Source organism: Frankia sp. AiPs1 (assembly GCF_023716945.1).
Lineage (GTDB): Bacteria > Actinomycetota > Actinomycetes > Frankiales > Frankiaceae > Frankia.
This window is the reverse complement of sequence record NZ_JAMQQF010000015.1, coordinates 22,952-39,891: the sequence shown is the minus strand read 5'-3', so window position 1 is coordinate 39,891 and position 16,940 is coordinate 22,952. Positions and strand designations below refer to the sequence as shown.

Here is a 16,940-nt window from a genome sequence, read left to right as displayed (position 1 = left end):
GGCCCCCGGCTGCGGGGAGCCCGACGGCGAGGTCAGGGAAGGAAGCCACAACGATGGGTACCCGCCTCGCGGGCAAGACCGTGCTCGTGTCCGGATCGACCCGCGGCATCGGCCGCTCCATGGCGGAACTGTTCGCCGCCGAAGGGGCGCGGGTGGCGGTGACCGGCCGCACCGTCGCCAAGGGTGACAAGGTCGTCGCACGCATCCGCGCCGCCGGCGGCGAGGCGGAGTTCTTCCCCCTCGACGTCACCGACGAGACCAGCGTGCACGCCACGATCGACGCCGTCGCCACCCGCTTCGGCGGCCTGAGCACGCTGGTGAACAACGCCGCCCCGACCGACGCCGTCGCCTCGACGATCAAGAAGATCGCCGACTACACGACCGAGGAGTGGAACCACATCCTGCTCGGCACCCTGACGGGCAACGTGTTCTGGGCGTCGAAGTACGCCTGGCCGTACCTGCGCGAGGCCGACGGGGCCGCGATCGTCAACGTCTCCTCGGGCCAGTCCATCGCCGGGTTCACCGGATTCGGTGCCTACGCCGCGGCCAAGGGCGGTGTCAACGCCCTGAGCCGCACGCTGGCCGTCGAGGGCGCCGCCGACGGCATCCGCTCCAACACCATCGTCGTCGGGCGAGTCGTGAGCTCGGCGGGCGACTCCGGAGCGCTCACCGGCGGCGGTCGCCTCACCCGCATCGGCAACCCGATGGACATCGCCTACACGGCCGCGTGGCTCGCCTCCGACGAGGCCGCCTTCGTCACCGGTGCGACGGTGACGGCCGACGGCGGCTTCAGCGCCAACGGCGACGCCGCCGCCGGCGAGGGCTGAGCGTGCCGGTCACAGCCCACCGAGGAAGACACCAGCGGGGAACACGCCGACGGGAACGCATCACCACGCAATGCACCACGAACGGACAGTGAACATCACTGTCAGATCAAGGATCACCCAAGCCGCGATCGCCCGATCAGGCAGTGCCGGACCCGTCGCCGACGGATCCGCAAGCGGCCACGGCGGCCCGGATCCCTGCTGAGCACCGAAGAACAGATTCAGCACCGCCGAACAACTTCAGCACCGCCGAACAACTTCAGCACCAACGAACAGCTTCAGCACCGACGAACAGGAGCCATCCATGCCATCAGCCCCCGCCGCACTGCGGCGGCAGGTCCGATGAGCGCGCCGGCACCCGGCAGCGCCGCCACCGTCCCCGCGGCCGCAGACGCCACGGCGTCCCCCGGCGCGCCCGGAGCCGCGACCACGCCCGCCCCAGGCGCGTCCGCCCAGGCCACGTCGGCCCAGGCCGGCCCGCTCGGGAACACGGTGCTGCACTCGGTCGAGGGGGGGATCGCGACGATCACCCTGAACCGGCCGGATGCCGCGAACGCGATCCAGCCGGCGATGCGCGACGTCATCATCGAGCTGCTCGCCCAGGCCGACGCCGACCCCGAGGTCCGGGTGGTGGTGCTCGCCTCGAACGGGCGGCACTTCTGCTCCGGCGCCGACGTCACCGGGATCGCGGCGAGCCGGGCGCAGGGCGCCGAGAAGCGGGTCACCGACGCCATGCGGCGCATCATGACCGGTGCGCAGCGGCTGGTGTCCTCGGTCCTCGACTGCGGCAAGCCGGTCATCGCCGTCGTCCAGGGGCCGGCAGCCGGCCTCGGCGCGCACCTGGCGTACGCCAGCGACCTCGTCGTGGCCGCGGACAACGCGTTCTTCGTCGAGTCGTTCGTGCTGCGCGGCCTGGTCGTCGACGCCGGTGGCGCCTACCTGCTGCCCCGGCGCATCGGCATGCAGAGGGCCAAGGAGCTGGCGTTCTTCGGCGAGAAGCTGCCCGCGGCTGAGGCCCTCACCCTCGGCCTGGTCAACCGGGTCGTGCCCGCCGAGGAGCTCGCCGCCACCGCGGCCGGCCTCGCCGAGCGCCTCGCCGGCGCCGCGACGAGCGCCATCGCGCTGACCAAGCGGCTGTTCAACGAGTCACCGGACGTCGACCGGGCCGCCGCCTTCCTGGCCGAGGGCATGGCCCAGGAGTTGCAGTCGCACGCCCACGACTCGACCGAAGGGGTGACCGCGTTCGTCCAGCGCCGCTCCCCCGAGTACCGCGGTTACTGATCCGCGGCCACGCGAACCGCGGCCACCGATCCGAGGAGGACACCCATGGCGACCAGCGCACCCCGGGTCGACCTGCCGACCATCGAGGACGAGAACCGGCCCTTCTGGGACGCCGCCCGACAGGGCCGCTTCCTGATCGCCCGCTGCTCGTCCTGCGGGCGGGCGCACCACTACCCCCGCCCGTTCTGCCCGTTCTGCTGGAGCGAGGAGGTGTCCTGGGAGGACGCCAGCGGGCAGGCGACCCTCTACACCTACTCGACGGTGTTCGTGAACGACCTGCACCCGTTCGCCGAGCGGATCCCCTACGTGGCGGCCCTGGTCGACCTGGCGGAGGGGCCTCGGGTGATGACGAACATCATCGACGCCGACCCGGCGGACCTGCACATCGGCATGCCGCTGACGGTCGCCTACCGCGAGCTGACCGACGAGATCACCGCGCCGGTCTTCCGCCCCGCCGACCCGGCCGCCAGCGTCTGAGCCGGGCACCGTCCCCGCACCGCACCGTCCCGGCCCCGTCCCGGCCCCGCACCGTTCCAGCGACGCGCACGTTTCAGCTACCACCCAGGGAGTTCGTATGGCAGGCCTGCTCGACGGCAAGATCGCACTGGTGACCGGCGCCGGCCACGGCATCGGCCGTGGCCACGCGCTCGAACTCGCCAAGCACGGCGCGACCGTCATCGTCAACGACCTCGGCAGCACGGTCAACGGCGAGGGCCGCGGCCGTGACGCCGAGGAGGTCGTGAAGATCATCGAGAAGCGCGGCGGCACCGCCGTGGCGGACTTCGGTGACGTCGGCGACGAGGAGCAGGTCGAGGCCACCGTCGCCCGGGCCTTCGACGAGTTCGGCCGCCTCGACATCGTCGTCAACAACGCCGGCATCGTGCGCGACAAGGCCGTGTGGAACATGAGCACGGCCGACTTCGACCTGGTCCTTCGGGTGCACCTGCGCGGCACCTGGCTGGTCAGCCGGGCGGTCGCGACGCGCTGGCGGGCCGCGGCGAAGGCCGACGGCGGCAAGGTCTACGGCCGGATCATCAACACGACCTCCGGCGCGGGCCTGTCCGGCCACTTCGGCCAGACGAACTACAGCGCGGCGAAGGCCGGCATCGTCGGGCTGACCCTGACGCTGTCGCTGGAGCTGGCGAGCATCGGCGTGACCGTGAACGCGATCGGCCCCGGCGGCCTGACCCGGCTGTCGGGCACCATGTCCGGCCAGGCGAAGCCGCTGGAGCCCGACGAGCGGCCCGAGGACGAGTTCGACCCCAAGGACCCGTCGCTGTGCAGCCCGGTCGTCGCCTGGCTCGCCAGCGACGAGGCCGGCCACGTCAGCGGCCAGGTCATCAAGGCCATCGGCGAACGCATCCAGCTCATGGGCGGCTGGCACGAGCAGGCCGTGGTGAACAACGGCGGCAAGCGCTGGGACGCGACCAAGCTCGGTCCCCTGTTCGCCACCGACATCTTCCGCACCCGCGCCCCCGGCCTGCGCCTCGGCGGCTGAGTGCGCCACGGCTCGGAGCTCAGCCCGCGGCCAGCGTGCGCAGGGCGGCGGTGTCCACCTTGAGCATGCTGGTCAGCGGCAGCGCCTCGACGACCTCGAGGCGGTCCGGCGCCTTGTAGTCGGCCAGCCGCCCCCGCACCCAGGCCCGCAGTTCGGCAAGATCCGGCGGGCTCGCGGGGTCGGCCGGTTCGACGAAGGCGACCCCGATCTCGCCGATCACCGGGGCCGGCGCGCCGACGACCGCCGCGCGCCGCACCCGGGGATGCTCCGCCAGCACGTTCTCCACCTCCAGCGGGTACACGTTGTACCCGCCGCGGATGTACAGGTCGCTGGCCCGCCCGCGCAGCCGCAGGTTGCCGTCGGCGTCGAGCGTCCCGAAGTCGCCGCTGATCAGCCAGCCGTCGCCGCGCAGCACCGCCGCGGTCTGCTCGGCGTCGTTCCAGTAGCCGCGCATCACCGTGTCGCCGCGGACCCAGACCCGGCCGACCTCGCCGGTCGCCACGTCACGCCCGGCGTCATCGCGCAGGGCGATCTCGATGCCGGTCTGGGGCCGGCCGACCGTGCGGAACTGCACGTCCGGCGGATCGTCGGGCTCGGTGCCGCAGATGCTCGGCGACTCGGTCATGGCGTAGCGGACGACGAGCGGCACCCCCAGCCGGGTGACGACCCGCTCCACCAGCTCGGGCGCGGCAGGCGCGGTCGCGGCGAGCCCGAGCCGCAGCGTCGCGACCGCGCGCACGGTCCGCTCCGCGTCGGGCAGCTCCAGCAGCTTGGCCCACTGGGTGGGCACGGCGCCGGCGACGGTGATCCGCTCGTCGCGCAGGATGTCCGCCATCCCCGCCGCCGACCAGGGCACCGGGCTGATCACCATGGTGGTGCCCCAGGCAAGCTGATCAACGATTTTCGCCATGTACCCGGCGTGAGCGAAGGGCGTCGCGACGAGCCGGCGGTCGAACGGCCGGCTCATCACTCCCGCGGAGGCGACGGCGGCGGCGAGGTTGCGGTGGTCGAACCAGGCCCCCTTGGGCAGCCCGGTCGTCCCGGACGTCCAGATGATGACCACCGGATCCGCCGGCGCCACGACCGGGCGGTCCGGGCCGACCCCGGGATGACGCCGCAGCGCCGCAAGCTCGGACCGCGCCAGCACGGGCAGCCCCGCCGGCACCGCCGGCAGGCCCGCGTCCAGGTCGACGATCACCAGCGCGGGCCGGCACCGGCCGAGGATCCCCGTCACCTCGCGGGAACCCAGGCGCGTGTTCAGCCCGGTGGTGACCGCTCCCAGCCGGGCCGCCGCCGCGTAGCAGATCGCATAGTCGATCGACGAGGGCAGCATCAGCGCGACGACGTCCCCCGGGCCGATCCCCCGGGCGGCGAGCGCCCCGGCAAGCGCGTCGGCGGCCGCCGCCCAGGCGGCGAAGCTGATCCGCCCGTCGGGCCCGACGTAGGCCTCCCGCTCGCCGAACCGCTCGGCGGCGGCGTCCAGCGCCACCCCGACCGTCGCGTACGAGTCGGGCTCGCCCAGCGGGGGGCCGCCCACGCCGGCTAGTCCCGCCCGAGGATGACGGTCCCCGACGAGCACAGCCAGCCGCCGGTGCCGCTGACGCAGGCCAGCCGGGCGTCGGGCACCTGCCGGCCCTCGGCCTCGCCGCGTAGCTGGCGTACCGCCTCGACGATGAGGAACAGGCCGCGCTGCCCGGGATGGCAGGCCGACAGGCCGCCGCCGTCGGTGTTGGTCGGCAGCGCCCCGCCGACGCGCAGCCGCCCGTCGGCGACGAACGGGCCGCCCTCGCCCTTCTTGCAGAAGCCGAGGTCCTCCAGGGTGACCATCAGCATGTAGGTGAACGCGTCGTACAGCTCGCAGACGTCGATGTCCTCCGGACTCACCCCGGCCCGGGAGAACGCCAGCGGCCCGGAAACGGCCGCGGGACCGGTCGTCACGTCCTCCCACTGGCTGGTCGACACGTGCGTCACGCACTCGCCCGTGCCGAGGACCCACACCGGCGGGCGCGGAAGGTCGGCGATGCGGTCCTCGGCGACGAGCACCGCCGCGGCGCCGCCGTCGGAGCGGATACAGCAGTGCAGCTTGGTGAACGGGTCGGCGATCATCGACCCGGACAGCACGTCGTCAATCGTGATCGGGTCGCGGTAGTACGCCTCCGGGTTCGGGCCGGCGTTGTGGCGGGCGGAGACCGCGATCTCGGCGAGCTGCTCGATCGTCGTACCGAACTCGTGCATGTGCCGGCGGGCGGCCATGGCGTACTTGGAGATCAGGGTGTGGCCGTAGGGGGCCTCCCACGACTGCGGGCCGCGGCTGCCCCAGTTCAGGCTCGCCGTGCGCAACCGCTTGCGCAGGTCGGAGCGGGCGGTCGAGCCGTAGGTGAGCAGCACCACGTCCGCATGCCCGGCGGAGATCGCGTCGGCGGCGTGGGCGGCCATAACCTCCCACGACGCCCCGCCGACGGTGGTGGAGTCGATCCAGCGGGGGCGCAGGCCCAGGTACTCGGCGACGTCGATCGGCGCCAGCGTTCCGAGCGAGGTCGACGCGAGCCCGTCGACGTCACCCGGCCCGAGCCCGGCATCCGCGAGCGCGCGGCGACTGGCCTGGGCGATCAACGCGTACGGGCTGGAGCCGTCGGTGCGGCCCACGTCCGACAGGGCGACCCCGGCGATGGCGACCCGGCGGCTCATCGCCCGACCCCCGCGGGCAGGCAGGGGCGCAGGAGGGTCGGGCGGGACGGGGGTCGAGTCATGTGTCCTCCGATCGGGTGCCGGCAACGGCCGGCTACTGCGCCGCTGGCTGGGCGACCAGGCGCGCGAGATGGTCGGCGGGCTCGCCGAGCAGGTGCTCCAGGACGTGCGCCCGCTTCAGGAACAGGTGCGAGTCGTGCTCGAAGGTGTAGCCCATGCCGCCGTGCACCTGGATGGTGGCGGAGGCGTTCTCGACGGCGAAGCGGCCGGCGACGCTCTTGGCGGCCAGCGCCTGGAACTCGGCGTCGGCCCGCCCGTCCTGGACACAGATCGCCGCGAACAGCACCTGCGACAGCGCCGCCTCGGCCCGCACCGCCATGTCCGCGCAGGCGTGCTTGATCGCCTGGTTGACTCCGATGGGCCGGCCGAACTGCACCCGTACCTTGGCGTGCTCGGTGGACAGGTCGCGCGTCGCCTCGGCGATCCCGACGCTCATCGCCGCCGTCAGGACGAGCGCGCGCAGGCGGATCGGCTCCTCCTGCGTGCTCACCCAGGCGATGATCGGCACGGCCTCCGCGCGCGCCTCGGCCAGCCGGATGCCCGGGTCGATCGCGGGCTCGGAGCGCACGTCGGTCAGGGCGGCAGTCTCCACCAGCGCGGCACCCGCCGGGTCGAGCAGCAGGAGGTAGCGGGAGTCGGCCGCGTCGAGAAGCTGGAACCGGCCGTCCAGGGTGGAGGGGGTGGTGGCGGCCTCGAATCCGTCCGGGCCCCGGCGCAGGGCCAGGCCCACCGTCGCCTTGCCGGACAGGATCGCCGACGCCGTCTCGTGCTGGCCGGCCAGCGCCGCGACGCGGGCGCCCAGCACGGTCGGCAGGTACGGCCCCGGCACCAGTCGGCGGCCCATCTCCCGGAACAGCAGCGTCTCCTCGGCCAGCTCGCACCCGGCGCCACCGAGCTCCTCGGCGATGCCCAGGCCGAACAGGCCCAGCTCCGCGCTTTCCGACCAGACCCGCCGGTCCACGACCACAGGCGCGTCGCGCCGCTCCCGGATGACCGAGATCGGCAGCTCGTTGCCGAAGAAGTCGGCGGCGAGGGAGGCTATCTCCATCTGGCCCGGCGTGGGTAGCAGGTCCACGGTGCGCTCCTCAGGGTGTTTCGATGGCTGCTGGGGATTCGGTGAGCTTCAGCGCGGCAGGCCGAGCACCCGATCACCGATGATGTTGCGCTGGACCTCGGACGTCCCCCCGCCGATGGACACCGAGTACGAGTACAGGTAGTTGCCGGACCAGCCACCCGGCTCCCAGCGCGAGACGAACCGCAGGGCGTCCGCGCCGAGCAGGTCGAACGCCAGCCGGTACACCTTCTTGGCGATGTCGGAGTAGAACAGCTTGACCATCGACCCCTCGGGGCCGGGCTGGTCGCGGTGCATGTTGCGGGAGATGCCGGCGTAGGTCATGGCGCGCAGCGACGCGACCTCGGCGCGGGCGGTAGCGAGGCGGCGCGCGATCTCGTCATCGGCGATCGCCGGGCGCCGCCCGTCGGGGCCGGTGCGCTCCTTCGCCAGGTCGATGAGCTTCTCCACGGTGCTGGCGAGGCGGACCTGGTTGGCGGTGAAGGCCGTGCCGCGCTCGAACGACAGTGTGGACATCGCCACACTCCAGCCGTTGTTCAGCCCGCCGACGACGTTCTCCAACGGGATGCGGACATCGTCGTAGAAGACCTCGCAGAACTCGGCGCCGCCCTCGATCGTCTCGATCCCGCGCACCTCGATGCCCGGAGTGTGCATGTCACAGATCACCCAGGAGATGCCGTGGTGCCGCGACCCTTCGGGGTCGGTACGGACCAGCAGTTCCTGCCAGTCCGCGAGGGTGGCGAAGCTCGTCCAGATCTTCTGTCCGGACACGACGAGCTCGTCGCCCTCGATCCGGGCCCTCGTGCGCAGCGCGGCGAGGTCGGAACCGGCGTCCGGCTCGGAGAACCCCTGGCACCAGATCACTTCCCCGCGCAGGATGCGGGGCAGGTGGTAGGCCTTCTGCTCCTCGGTCGACCGCGTCATCAGGGTCGGCCCGGCGTGGCTGAGGCCGACGAAGCAGGCGTCGATACCCGGCAGACCAGCGCGCCCGTACTCCTCGAACCAGATCAGTTGCTGCAGCAGGGAAAGCCCACGGCCGCCGTACTCCTGCGGCCAGGAGATACCCGCCCAGCCACCCTCCCACTGGGTGCGCTGCCACCCAAGATCGTACTCACGCATCGCCGGGCCCATCTCGGGGCGGATCTCCCGGGGGGCGTTCTCCTCGAGCCAGGTTCGCACCTGCTCACGGAACTCGACCTGCTCCTTCGAGAAGTCAAGGTCCATTCGTCGGCCTCCGTCCCACCGCCTGGCATCTCGTGACGCCCTTGTCAGATACTAGCTTTACCAGGAGGCCCGGGCGCCCGCTCGCGAACAGGGCTCGACACGGGCGCGGGCGCCGCCCCCGAGCCGGAGGACCGATGATCGACCGATGACCACACCGACCAACCCACCGACGAGCAGCCCCGCCACCAGCGGGGACGCCGTCCGCCCGCAGTCCGACAGCAAGACGCCCGCGATCGACGGCGCGACGGGCACGGCGACGCCCCCACTCGTTGCGCGACGCGGCTGGGAGGGACGCTACTTCGAGGACTTCGCGGTGGGCGACGTCTACGACCATCCTCTCGGTCGGACGATCACCGCGACCGACAACACCTGGTTCACACTGCTCACCCAGAACACCGCGCGCCTGCACTTCGACCAGCACTATGCCGCGCAGACGGGGTTCGGCCGCACCCTGGTGAACTCGACCCTCACTCTCGCCCTCGTCACCGGCCAGAGCGTCACCGATGTCTCGCAGAACGTGATGGCCAACCTGGGCTGGGACGAGGTGCGCCTTCCCCATCCGGTCTTCGAGGGAGACACGGTCTACTCCCGCTCGATCGTGCTCGGACTGCGGCCGAGCAAGTCCCGGCCCGATGTCGGAGTGGTGGAGGTCCGTACCCACGGTTACAACCAGGACGGCGACGAGGTGATCAGTTTCCGCCGGACGCTGTTGGCCTACCGTCGCGGCCACGGCCCGCAACCGCCGGCGCTGCCGCCCCTGCCCGGCTCCCCCGCCGCGCGCTGACCCGCTTGGCCCCATCCCGCCCCGACCACCCCGCGAGACCATCCAGGCCCGGCCGACGCGCCGCGGCCAGCGGATGGCGAGGAGACCGCAGTGTCGAGTGTGACCACCCGTCTGAGCCCTGAGGAAGAGCAGATCGTCCGCCTGGTCGCGACCTTCGTCGACGAGAAGGTCCGTCCTGTCGCGCAGGAGCTCGACCACACCAACACCTACCCCGAGGACCTCATCGAGCAGATGAAGGAGATGGGGGTCTACGGTCTCGCGATCCCGGAGCCCTACGGCGACTTCGGCGTGTCGACGTCCTGCTACGCACGGGTGACCGAGGAGCTGTCGCGCGGCTGGATGAGCCTCGCCGGCGCGTTCGGCGGCCATTCCGTCGTTTCCAAGCTGCTCCTGCGCTTCGGCACCCAGGAGCAGCGGGACAAGTACCTGCCCCGGATGGCCACCGGCGAGCTGCGCGCCACCATGGCTCTCACCGAACCCGGCGGCGGCTCGGACCTGCAGGCCCTGCGCACCATCGCCCGGCCCGACGGCGACGGTTGGGTGGTCGACGGTACCAAGACCTGGATCAGCAACGCCCGGCGGTCGGGCCTGATCGCACTGCTGTGCAAGACCGACCCCGCGGCGAAGCCGGCGCATCGCGGCATCAGCATCCTGCTCGTCGAGCACGGCCCGGGCTTTACCGTCTCCCGGGACCTGCCCAAGCTCGGCTACAAGGGCATCGAGACCTGCGAGCTGCACTTCGACGGGTACCGGGCGTCCGGCGACGCCGTCCTCGGCGGCGTGACCGGCAAGGGCTTCAACCAGATGATGGCCGGGCTGGAGGTCGGCCGGATCCAGGTCGCCTCGCGCGCCCTGGGGGTCGCCCGCGCGGCTTTCGACGACGCGCTTCGCTACGCCCAGGAGCGCGAGACCTTCGGCAAGCCGATCTGGGAGCACCAGTCGATCGGCAACTACCTGGCCGACATGGGGACGAAGATCCTCGCCGCCCGCCAGCTCATCCTGCACGCGGCCGAGGTGTTCGACTCCGGCGCCCGCGCCGACATGGAGGCCGGCATGGCGAAGCTGTTCGCCTCCGAGATGGCGGCGACGGTGACGCTCGACGCCATCCGCATCCATGGCGGCTACGGTTATTCGACCGAGTTCGACGTCGAGCGCTATTTCCGGGACGCCCCTCTGATGATCGTCGGCGAGGGAACCAACGAAATCCAGCGCAACGTCATCGCCCGCCAGCTCGTCCAGCGCCCCAACCCGCTGCGCTGACGGCCGAAGCGCGACGGACGGCTCGCACCATCTGCGAGCGTGCGGGGTCTCTCGGCGCCATGATCCCGCGCGCTCGCGGCGGCCGCCGCCGAGCTCTCGGGAACGGTGTGGGCCACGCATGTCGGGCTTCATCCGGCGGCGATGCCGTAGAGCAGATCGTGCGCATGACGTGAGTAGGGGTTGCGGCGAGGGCTGCGGCTGGCATCGATCCAGGCCGGGGGCAGAAATTCGGGGCGTCGGTCGGGGCCGAGCCGAACGGTCCAACCCTGGTGGTGGATGACCCTGTGGTGATGGCCGCACAGGAGCACGGAGTTGTCCAGCGAGGTGTGGCCCCCGTCGATCCAGTGTCGAATGTGGTGCGCCTCGGTCCAGCCCACCGGGCGATCGCACGTCGGGAAGGCGCAGCCGTGGTCGCGGGCGATCAGCGCGCGGCGGATGTCGGCGGTCACGGTGCGCTGGGTTCGACCGACGTCCAGGGGGACACCGGCGGGGTCGAGGATGATGCGGCCGACCGAGGAGTCGCAGGCCAGTCGACGTAGCACCTCGCGGGGCAGGGGCTGCCCCCAGCCGGTCGTCGCCGGCACACCGGAGCGGCCGCGCAGCGTCGACCAGGGGATCGTCACAGTCAGATGTGGGCGAACACCGCCACCGACGGGCAGCACAGCGGCATCGAAGGTACGGGTGAGCAGGTCGACGAGGGCGTCGGCACGCCGCCGTGCGGGACTACGCGGGTCGAGCGCCCCGTCGACGGCCGGGCGCGGCACCGCCAGGGGGTCCAGCGCGGTGCGGAGCAGGGCTGCTGCCTCGGGGTCGAGCTCGCCGCTGATCCGAGTCATCCCGTCCGGCAACTCGGAGATCGACAGCTTTCGTCGCCCCGCCGGGTCCTCCCCTCCCGCAGCGGCCGCATCGTCGGGGCCACCGAGCTGACCGTCGCCCCCGCCGTCGCTGCCAACCCCACCGTCGCCGGGCTCACCGCGAGCAGAGTCATCACCCCGGCTGCCACCGGTGCGGGCCGGGTCGGGCGCATCGTCGCCGGGGCTGGCATCCATCCAGACCAGGGTCTCTCGGAGGTGACGGGCCAGCCGAGCCAGAGCGGTCGGATCGAACTCGTCCGCCTGGCGCAGGAGAAACGCTTCAGCCCGTCGCCGCACGTCCCCGGTGACCGCGGCCGGTAGCGAGCGCATAGCGGCCACAATCACCTGCGCCTGCTCGACGCTGATCTCCCCCGCCACCAGCCGTTTCCCCGTCGCCGCCAAGGGACCGTCCACGGCCACCGCGACATCGATCAGACGGTTGGCATCCACCGCGCGGACTCGCAGACGTTCGCGCAGCAACGCGACGGTGTCGCACGCACCCGTACGCCGTGCCAACCCACGACCGTGCACCTCGGCGACAATCTGAAGGCGAAACGCCGCCAGCCGCGTCAGCACCTCTGAACAATCCAGCAACAACGCCAGCAGACCCCCGTCGGACAGCGACCACACCGGACCGTCGACCATTGCATCTATCCGCGCGGACGCCGCGGTCAATTCGTCGACCAGGACATGGATCCGGTTCGGAGACTCGGGATTCGAGACCATGCGAGAAGCCTAGGCGGACATCCGTCGGATGTCGAACGTATGTTCGGATGCGTAATCATCTTGAGGAATGTTCGCGGCGAGGACCGACGCGGTGATACAACCTAGACTCATGCCTCGGGCGACTCCCGTGAGCCTGCCGACCGGGCTGCCGCGCGGCGCCTCCGGCCCCGCGAAGCCCCGGCAGCCAGCCCGGACCCGGCAGGACCGGGAGAGGGGCGACCCCCTGCCCCAGCACGTGATCGCGGAGGCCTGCGAGCCGGTGCACCCCACCGACTGGTGCGATCCTGGGCGACGGCGAGGACCGATCATCGCTGCCACGACACCCGGACATGGACGTCCCGTCGGCCACGGAGAGCGCATGCGGCGATGGACCAGGAGCGTCGCCCGCTGTCGCCGCCGCTTGATTTTCCCGGTAATTCTGCTAACGGCGGCGGAGCCGATGGGGCCGGACTTGACGAAGCGGGTGTGAGCGTGCTGCGATATCCCATGAACGCTTCAGGAAGGCTCACTCGCAGTGGGTGTTACGCCGCGACAGGAACGTCTCCCGATTCCCAGTGACGCGGCGAGAAACCGACGAAGAAAAAAGTGCGTCCGCCCACCGGAAGAGGGGCCGCGCCACCTCAGGGGATAGTGAGGCAGCATTGGCCGGAAACCCGACAACCACAGCGGCAAGTAGCCGCGCCGAGGCCGCATTCAATCCAGTCGGCCCTGGTCACGTTCCATCACACTACGAAGCCACCCGCGCGGGGCCTCAGCACGGGGCCGCAGAAGACGTCCAGGGACGCAGCTGGCAGGCGAGACCGGCGCCGCCGAGCCAGGAACGGCGCCGACGGGCCATCGCCTCTGTCTCGGACTGCGCCGGCTCAGCGGCGAGGTGCGTCAGGGCGGCGGGGTGCGTCGGGCCCGCGTTGACGGGCCGCCGCCCGGCGAACGCCTCCACATGTGCGGCTAGCCGAGCGACTCACGACGGCACCGGCGGGTCAGACGGCACCTGCGGCGCGCAGGCGGTCCCTGTCGGCAGGGTCGTAGCCGAGCTCGGCGAGCAGGGCGTCAGTGTGCTCGCCCACGGCAGGCACGGGACCCATCACCGGATCCACCCCGCCGATGCGGACGGGCGGGCGCACTGCGCGCAACGGGCCGACCGGCGAGTCCACTTCCCGCCAGCGGTCGCCCACGTCGAGCTGGGGGTGGGCGAGCAGGTCGCTGATGGTGTTGATGCGGCCGTTGGCGATGCCTGCCTCGTCCAGCCGGGCGAGGGTCTGCTCGGTAGTGACCTCGGCGAGGGCGGCCTCGACGTCGGCAATCAGCGCAGCGCGGTGGTGGACGCGGCCAGCATTCGTCGCATAGCGGGGATCAGCCAGCAGCTCGGGCCGGCGGAGCACCTCCTCGCAGAACCGCCGCCACTCACGCTCGTTCTGCACGCCGAGCTGCACGCTGCCGCCGTCGCCGGTCCGGAAGCCGCCATAGGGGGCGATCGAGGCGTGGCTGGTCCCGGTGCGGGCCGGGGGGACGCCGGTGTACATGGCGTAGTACATCGGCTGGGCCATCCACTCGGTAAGCGAGTCGAACAGCGACACCTCGAGCGCGGCGCCCTCCCCCGTTCGCTCCCGCATGAACAGCGCTGTGAGGACCGCGGTGTAGGCGTACATGCCGGCGGAGATGTCGGCCACGGAGATGCCGACCTTGGCCGGTGCGTCGGGCGCGCCGGTGACCGACAACAGCCCGGTCTCGCACTGGATCAGCAGGTCGTAGGCCTTCTTGTCACGCAGCGGGCCGGCCGAGCCGTAGCCAGAGACGTCACAGACGATCATTCGCGGATCGCGGGCCCGCAGCGTCGCCGCGTCCAGGCCCAGGCGGGTTGCGGCGCCGGGGGCGAGATTCTGCACGAAGACGTCGGCCCCGGCCAGCAGGCCGACCAGCACCTCGCGGGCCTCGGGGTGCTTGAGGTCGAGGGTCAGCGACTCCTTCGCCCGGTTCAACCAGACGAAATAACTGGCCAGGCCCTTGACGGTCTCGTCATAGCCACGGGCGAAGTCCCCCGCGCCCGGCCGCTCAATCTTGATCACCCGTGCCCCGAGATCGGCAAGCTGGCGAGTGGCGAACGGGGCCGCCACGGCCTGCTCGATGGAGACGACGGTGATTCCCGCCAGGGGCTTGCCGGCGGCCAGGCCACCCGCCGGCGACGAGGCCCGCCTTGGTGCCGGGACGGCTGCGGCATCGGGCAGCGCGGTGGGGTCGGGGGTCTCGGTCATCGCGAGCGCCTCTCAGCCGAGAACGAACGGGTCGCGGGTGGCACCCGTCGTCTCGATCCAGACGGCCTTCTCCTGCAGGTACTCGTGCAGCCCCTCGGTGCCGTTCTCGCGGCCGAACCCGCTGCTCTTGATCCCGCCGAAGGGCATCGCGTAGTTCAGCGTCCGGTAGGCGTTGACCCACACGGTGCCGACCCGCAGCGCCTTGGTCATCCGGAAGGCGCGGCGGATGTCGGCGGTCCAGATGCCGGCGGCGAGGCCGTAGCGCGTGTCGTTCGCGATGGCGATGGCCTCCTCCTCGGAGGAGAAGCGCAGCACGCTCAGCACCGGGCCGAAGATCTCCTCCTGGCAGACCACAGCGTCGTTGGTGACGTTCGCGACGATGGTCGGCTCGAAGAACAGCCCGCCGAGTCCACCGTCGCCGCCACCGCCGACGATGTCGGCGCCCTGCTCCTTGGCCTGGGCCACGAAGCGGCGGATCTTCTCGTGCTGGCCGGGGAAGCAGATCGGGCCCATCTCGGTCGCGGGGTCCTTCGGGTCACCGAGACGGATACGGGCGGCCCGCTCGGCCACTCGGGCGACGACCTCCTCGTAGACGTCGGCGTGCACGAGCGCCCGCGAACCCGCGATGCAGGTCTGACCGGCGGCGGCGAAGATGCCGGCGATCAGGCCGTTGGACGCGGCAGCCAGATCGGCGTCGGGAAAGACGATGTTCGCCGACTTGCCGCCGAGCTCGAGGGTGACCGGGGCCAGGTGCTTCGCCGCCGCGGCGGCCACCGCCGCCCCGGTGATCTCCGACCCGGTGAACGACACCCGGTCGACGCCCGGATGGCCGACGAGCCACTCCCCGACCTCGCGAGAGGCGCCGCTGACGGTGTTGAATACACCGGGCGGGAATCCAGCCTCCTCGAACAGGTCGGCGAACTTCAGGATCGACACCGGCGCCTGCTCGGACGGCTTCGCCACGATCGTGCAGCCCGCCGCCAAGGCAGGGGCGATCTTGAAGGTGAGCAGCAGCAGCGGGGAGTTCCACGGCAGCACCGCCCCGACGACACCGATCGGCTCCCGGGTGACAAAGCCGAAGTAGTCCGGGCGGCCGGTGTCGACGACCCGACCGTCGATCTTGTCGGCCAGGCCTGCGTAGTACTCGTACCAGGCGGACAGGCTGCGGACCTGCCCGCCCATCTCCCGCAGCAACTTGCCGTTGTCGCGTGTCTCGGCGAGGCCGAGCTCGTCGGCGTGCTCTTCGATGACAGCTGCCAGGCGGCGCATCAGCCGGCCCCGCTCCCGCCCCGACAGCTTGCTCCACTCCCCGCCGTCGAAGGCCGCCCGCGCGGCGGCGACCGCATCGTCGACGTCGGCGCGACTCGCCTCGGCGACGGTCGCCCACGGCTCGCCGGTGTAGGGGTCGATCGAGTCGAAGGTCGTCGTGCCCGTACGCCGCTCGGCGCCGATGCGCATCGTTACCGTGGTGGTCACAGCGTCGCGCTCCCTGAGTTCGGGGTTGAGCCTGAGGCAGGGCTTGAGCCTGAGGTGAGGGGTGGTGCCGAGCCGGCGGGCGCAGTGGGGTCCGAGGGCAGAGCGGAGCCGGAAGGCGGGGTGTGGTGGCTCTTCTCCGCGACGTCGAGGTAGCGCGCGGCCAGCTCCTCGCTGCCGCGCGCCAGCAGGGTCACGTCCGCCCCGACCAGAATGAACCGGACACCGAGGGAGAGATACTGCCGCGCCAGCGGCTCGGCGAACGCGTTCACCCCGGCCGCCTTGCCCGCCGCGTTGACCACCGCGACCGCCGACGTGATCGCCTCGACGACGTCGGGGTGGTCGGGCCGGCCCAGGTGTCCGAGAGACGCGGCGAGGTCCGCGGGGCCGAAGAAGACCCCGTCGACGCCGTCGACGGCGGCGATCGCCGTGCACGCGGCGAGGCCGGCCGCGGACTCGATCTGGACCATCACGCAGATCTCGTCGTTGGCGCGGTGCAGGTAGCCCTCGACCCGGGTCCACCGGGACACTCGGGCGAACGCGCTGCCGACGCCGCGGATGCCGGCAGGTGGGTAGCGGGTGGCCGCGACGATCGCCATGGCCTGCTCGGCGGACTCCACCATCGGCAGCAGCAGGTTCTCGGCGCCGATGTCGAGGAGCTGTTTGATGAGCACGGGATCGTCGGTCGGGGGGCGCACGACCGGGGCGACCGGGTACGGCGCGACCGCCTGGAGCTGGGCGAGGAAGCTGCGCACGTCGTTCGGGGCGTGCTCACCATCGATGAGCAGCCAGTCCAGGCCGCCCCCGGCACAGATCTCGGCGTTGTACGGATTGCCGCTGGCCACCCACATGCCGATCGCCGGCCGGGGCTCGCGCAGCCGGCGGCGGAAGGCCCCACCGGTCACCCCAGCGGTCCCCGCCGCGCCGGCCGTCATCGCAGTGCT

Annotated in this window: 14 protein-coding genes; 6 read left to right on the top strand and 8 right to left on the bottom strand. The window is 71.8% G+C overall.

Annotated elements, in window-relative coordinates:
- The first annotated feature begins 53 nt into the window (after positions 1–53).
- The 4 genes from ND748_RS03795 (at position 54) to ND748_RS03780 (ending at position 3,603) form a co-directional block, all read left to right on the top strand.
- Positions 54–827, top strand: a complete 774-nt coding sequence (locus tag ND748_RS03795; RefSeq protein ID WP_374215835.1) for an SDR family NAD(P)-dependent oxidoreductase — start codon at positions 54–56, stop codon at positions 825–827.
- A 339-nt stretch (positions 828–1,166) separates the two neighbouring features.
- Positions 1,167–2,105, top strand: a complete 939-nt coding sequence (locus tag ND748_RS03790; RefSeq protein WP_251744021.1) for an enoyl-CoA hydratase/isomerase family protein — start codon at positions 1,167–1,169, stop codon at positions 2,103–2,105.
- A gap of 45 nt (positions 2,106–2,150) precedes the next feature.
- Positions 2,151–2,582: a Zn-ribbon domain-containing OB-fold protein gene (locus ND748_RS03785; RefSeq protein WP_251744020.1), complete on the top strand. Its 432-nt coding sequence runs from the start codon at positions 2,151–2,153 to the stop codon at positions 2,580–2,582.
- Positions 2,583–2,679: 97 nt separating this feature from the next.
- On the top strand, positions 2,680–3,603 hold the full coding sequence (locus ND748_RS03780) for an SDR family NAD(P)-dependent oxidoreductase (protein WP_251744019.1): 924 nt from the start codon (positions 2,680–2,682) through the stop codon (positions 3,601–3,603).
- A gap of 19 nt (positions 3,604–3,622) precedes the next feature.
- Here ND748_RS03780 and ND748_RS03775 read toward each other — a convergent pair whose 3' ends face one another.
- The 4 genes from ND748_RS03775 to ND748_RS03760 all read right to left on the bottom strand — a co-directional run bounded on the left by ND748_RS03775 (position 3,623) and on the right by ND748_RS03760 (position 8,647).
- Complete coding sequence (locus tag ND748_RS03775; RefSeq protein ID WP_251744018.1) at positions 3,623–5,140, bottom strand: class I adenylate-forming enzyme family protein; 1,518 nt, start codon at positions 5,138–5,140, stop codon at positions 3,623–3,625.
- A gap of 5 nt (positions 5,141–5,145) precedes the next feature.
- The gene (locus ND748_RS03770; RefSeq protein WP_251744017.1) at positions 5,146–6,291 is read right to left on the bottom strand and encodes an acetyl-CoA acetyltransferase; all 1,146 of its coding nucleotides are present in this window, start codon (positions 6,289–6,291) and stop codon (positions 5,146–5,148) included.
- Positions 6,292–6,385: 94 nt separating this feature from the next.
- Entirely contained in the window at positions 6,386–7,426 is a 1,041-nt protein-coding gene (locus ND748_RS03765) for an acyl-CoA dehydrogenase family protein (protein ID WP_251744016.1), read from the bottom strand.
- A gap of 48 nt (positions 7,427–7,474) precedes the next feature.
- Positions 7,475–8,647: an acyl-CoA dehydrogenase family protein gene (locus ND748_RS03760; protein ID WP_251744015.1), complete on the bottom strand. Its 1,173-nt coding sequence runs from the start codon at positions 8,645–8,647 to the stop codon at positions 7,475–7,477.
- A 145-nt stretch (positions 8,648–8,792) separates the two neighbouring features.
- On the opposite strand from ND748_RS03760, the gene ND748_RS03755 reads away from it, so the two are divergent.
- Both ND748_RS03755 and ND748_RS03750 read left to right on the top strand, forming a co-directional pair.
- A complete protein-coding gene (locus ND748_RS03755; protein WP_251744014.1) occupies positions 8,793–9,431 on the top strand; it encodes a MaoC family dehydratase in 639 nt (212 codons plus the stop codon).
- A gap of 90 nt (positions 9,432–9,521) precedes the next feature.
- Positions 9,522–10,691 (top strand): acyl-CoA dehydrogenase family protein, encoded by a 1,170-nt coding sequence (locus tag ND748_RS03750; protein WP_251744013.1) that lies wholly within the window; start codon positions 9,522–9,524, stop codon positions 10,689–10,691.
- A gap of 128 nt (positions 10,692–10,819) precedes the next feature.
- Here the strand turns inward: ND748_RS03750 and ND748_RS03745 are convergent, their stop codons facing one another.
- The 4 genes from ND748_RS03745 to ND748_RS03730 all read right to left on the bottom strand — a co-directional run bounded on the left by ND748_RS03745 (position 10,820) and on the right by ND748_RS03730 (position 16,931).
- Entirely contained in the window at positions 10,820–12,271 is a 1,452-nt protein-coding gene (locus ND748_RS03745; RefSeq protein ID WP_251744012.1) for an HNH endonuclease signature motif containing protein, read from the bottom strand.
- Between the two features lie 980 nt (positions 12,272–13,251).
- The gene (locus ND748_RS03740) at positions 13,252–14,523 is read right to left on the bottom strand and encodes a CaiB/BaiF CoA-transferase family protein (protein ID WP_251744011.1); all 1,272 of its coding nucleotides are present in this window, start codon (positions 14,521–14,523) and stop codon (positions 13,252–13,254) included.
- A 12-nt stretch (positions 14,524–14,535) separates the two neighbouring features.
- Positions 14,536–15,999, bottom strand: a complete 1,464-nt coding sequence (locus ND748_RS03735) for an aldehyde dehydrogenase (protein ID WP_251744010.1) — start codon at positions 15,997–15,999, stop codon at positions 14,536–14,538.
- Complete coding sequence (locus ND748_RS03730; protein WP_251744009.1) at positions 15,996–16,931, bottom strand: aldolase/citrate lyase family protein; 936 nt, start codon at positions 16,929–16,931, stop codon at positions 15,996–15,998. The genes ND748_RS03735 and ND748_RS03730 overlap by 4 nt, the downstream gene beginning before the upstream one ends.
- Positions 16,932–16,940 lie beyond the last annotated feature (9 nt).

Bases quoted from the DNA above. Each gene is read 5' to 3' on its own strand.
- ND748_RS03730 (WP_251744009.1), bottom strand. From the start codon at position 16,931: ATGACGGCCGGCGCGGCGGGGACCGCTGGGGTGACCGGTGGGGCCTTC.
- ND748_RS03785 (WP_251744020.1), top strand. From the start codon at position 2,151: ATGGCGACCAGCGCACCCCGGGTCGACCTGCCGACCATCGAGGACGAG.
- ND748_RS03740 (WP_251744011.1), bottom strand. From the start codon at position 14,523: ATGACCGAGACCCCCGACCCCACCGCGCTGCCCGATGCCGCAGCCGTC.
- ND748_RS03780 (WP_251744019.1), top strand. From the start codon at position 2,680: ATGGCAGGCCTGCTCGACGGCAAGATCGCACTGGTGACCGGCGCCGGC.
- ND748_RS03760 (WP_251744015.1), bottom strand. From the start codon at position 8,647: ATGGACCTTGACTTCTCGAAGGAGCAGGTCGAGTTCCGTGAGCAGGTG.
- ND748_RS03745 (WP_251744012.1), bottom strand. From the start codon at position 12,271: ATGGTCTCGAATCCCGAGTCTCCGAACCGGATCCATGTCCTGGTCGAC.
- ND748_RS03755 (WP_251744014.1), top strand. From the start codon at position 8,793: ATGACCACACCGACCAACCCACCGACGAGCAGCCCCGCCACCAGCGGG.
- ND748_RS03790 (WP_251744021.1), top strand. From the start codon at position 1,167: ATGAGCGCGCCGGCACCCGGCAGCGCCGCCACCGTCCCCGCGGCCGCA.
- ND748_RS03770 (WP_251744017.1), bottom strand. From the start codon at position 6,291: ATGAGCCGCCGGGTCGCCATCGCCGGGGTCGCCCTGTCGGACGTGGGC.
- ND748_RS03795 (WP_374215835.1), top strand. From the start codon at position 54: ATGGGTACCCGCCTCGCGGGCAAGACCGTGCTCGTGTCCGGATCGACC.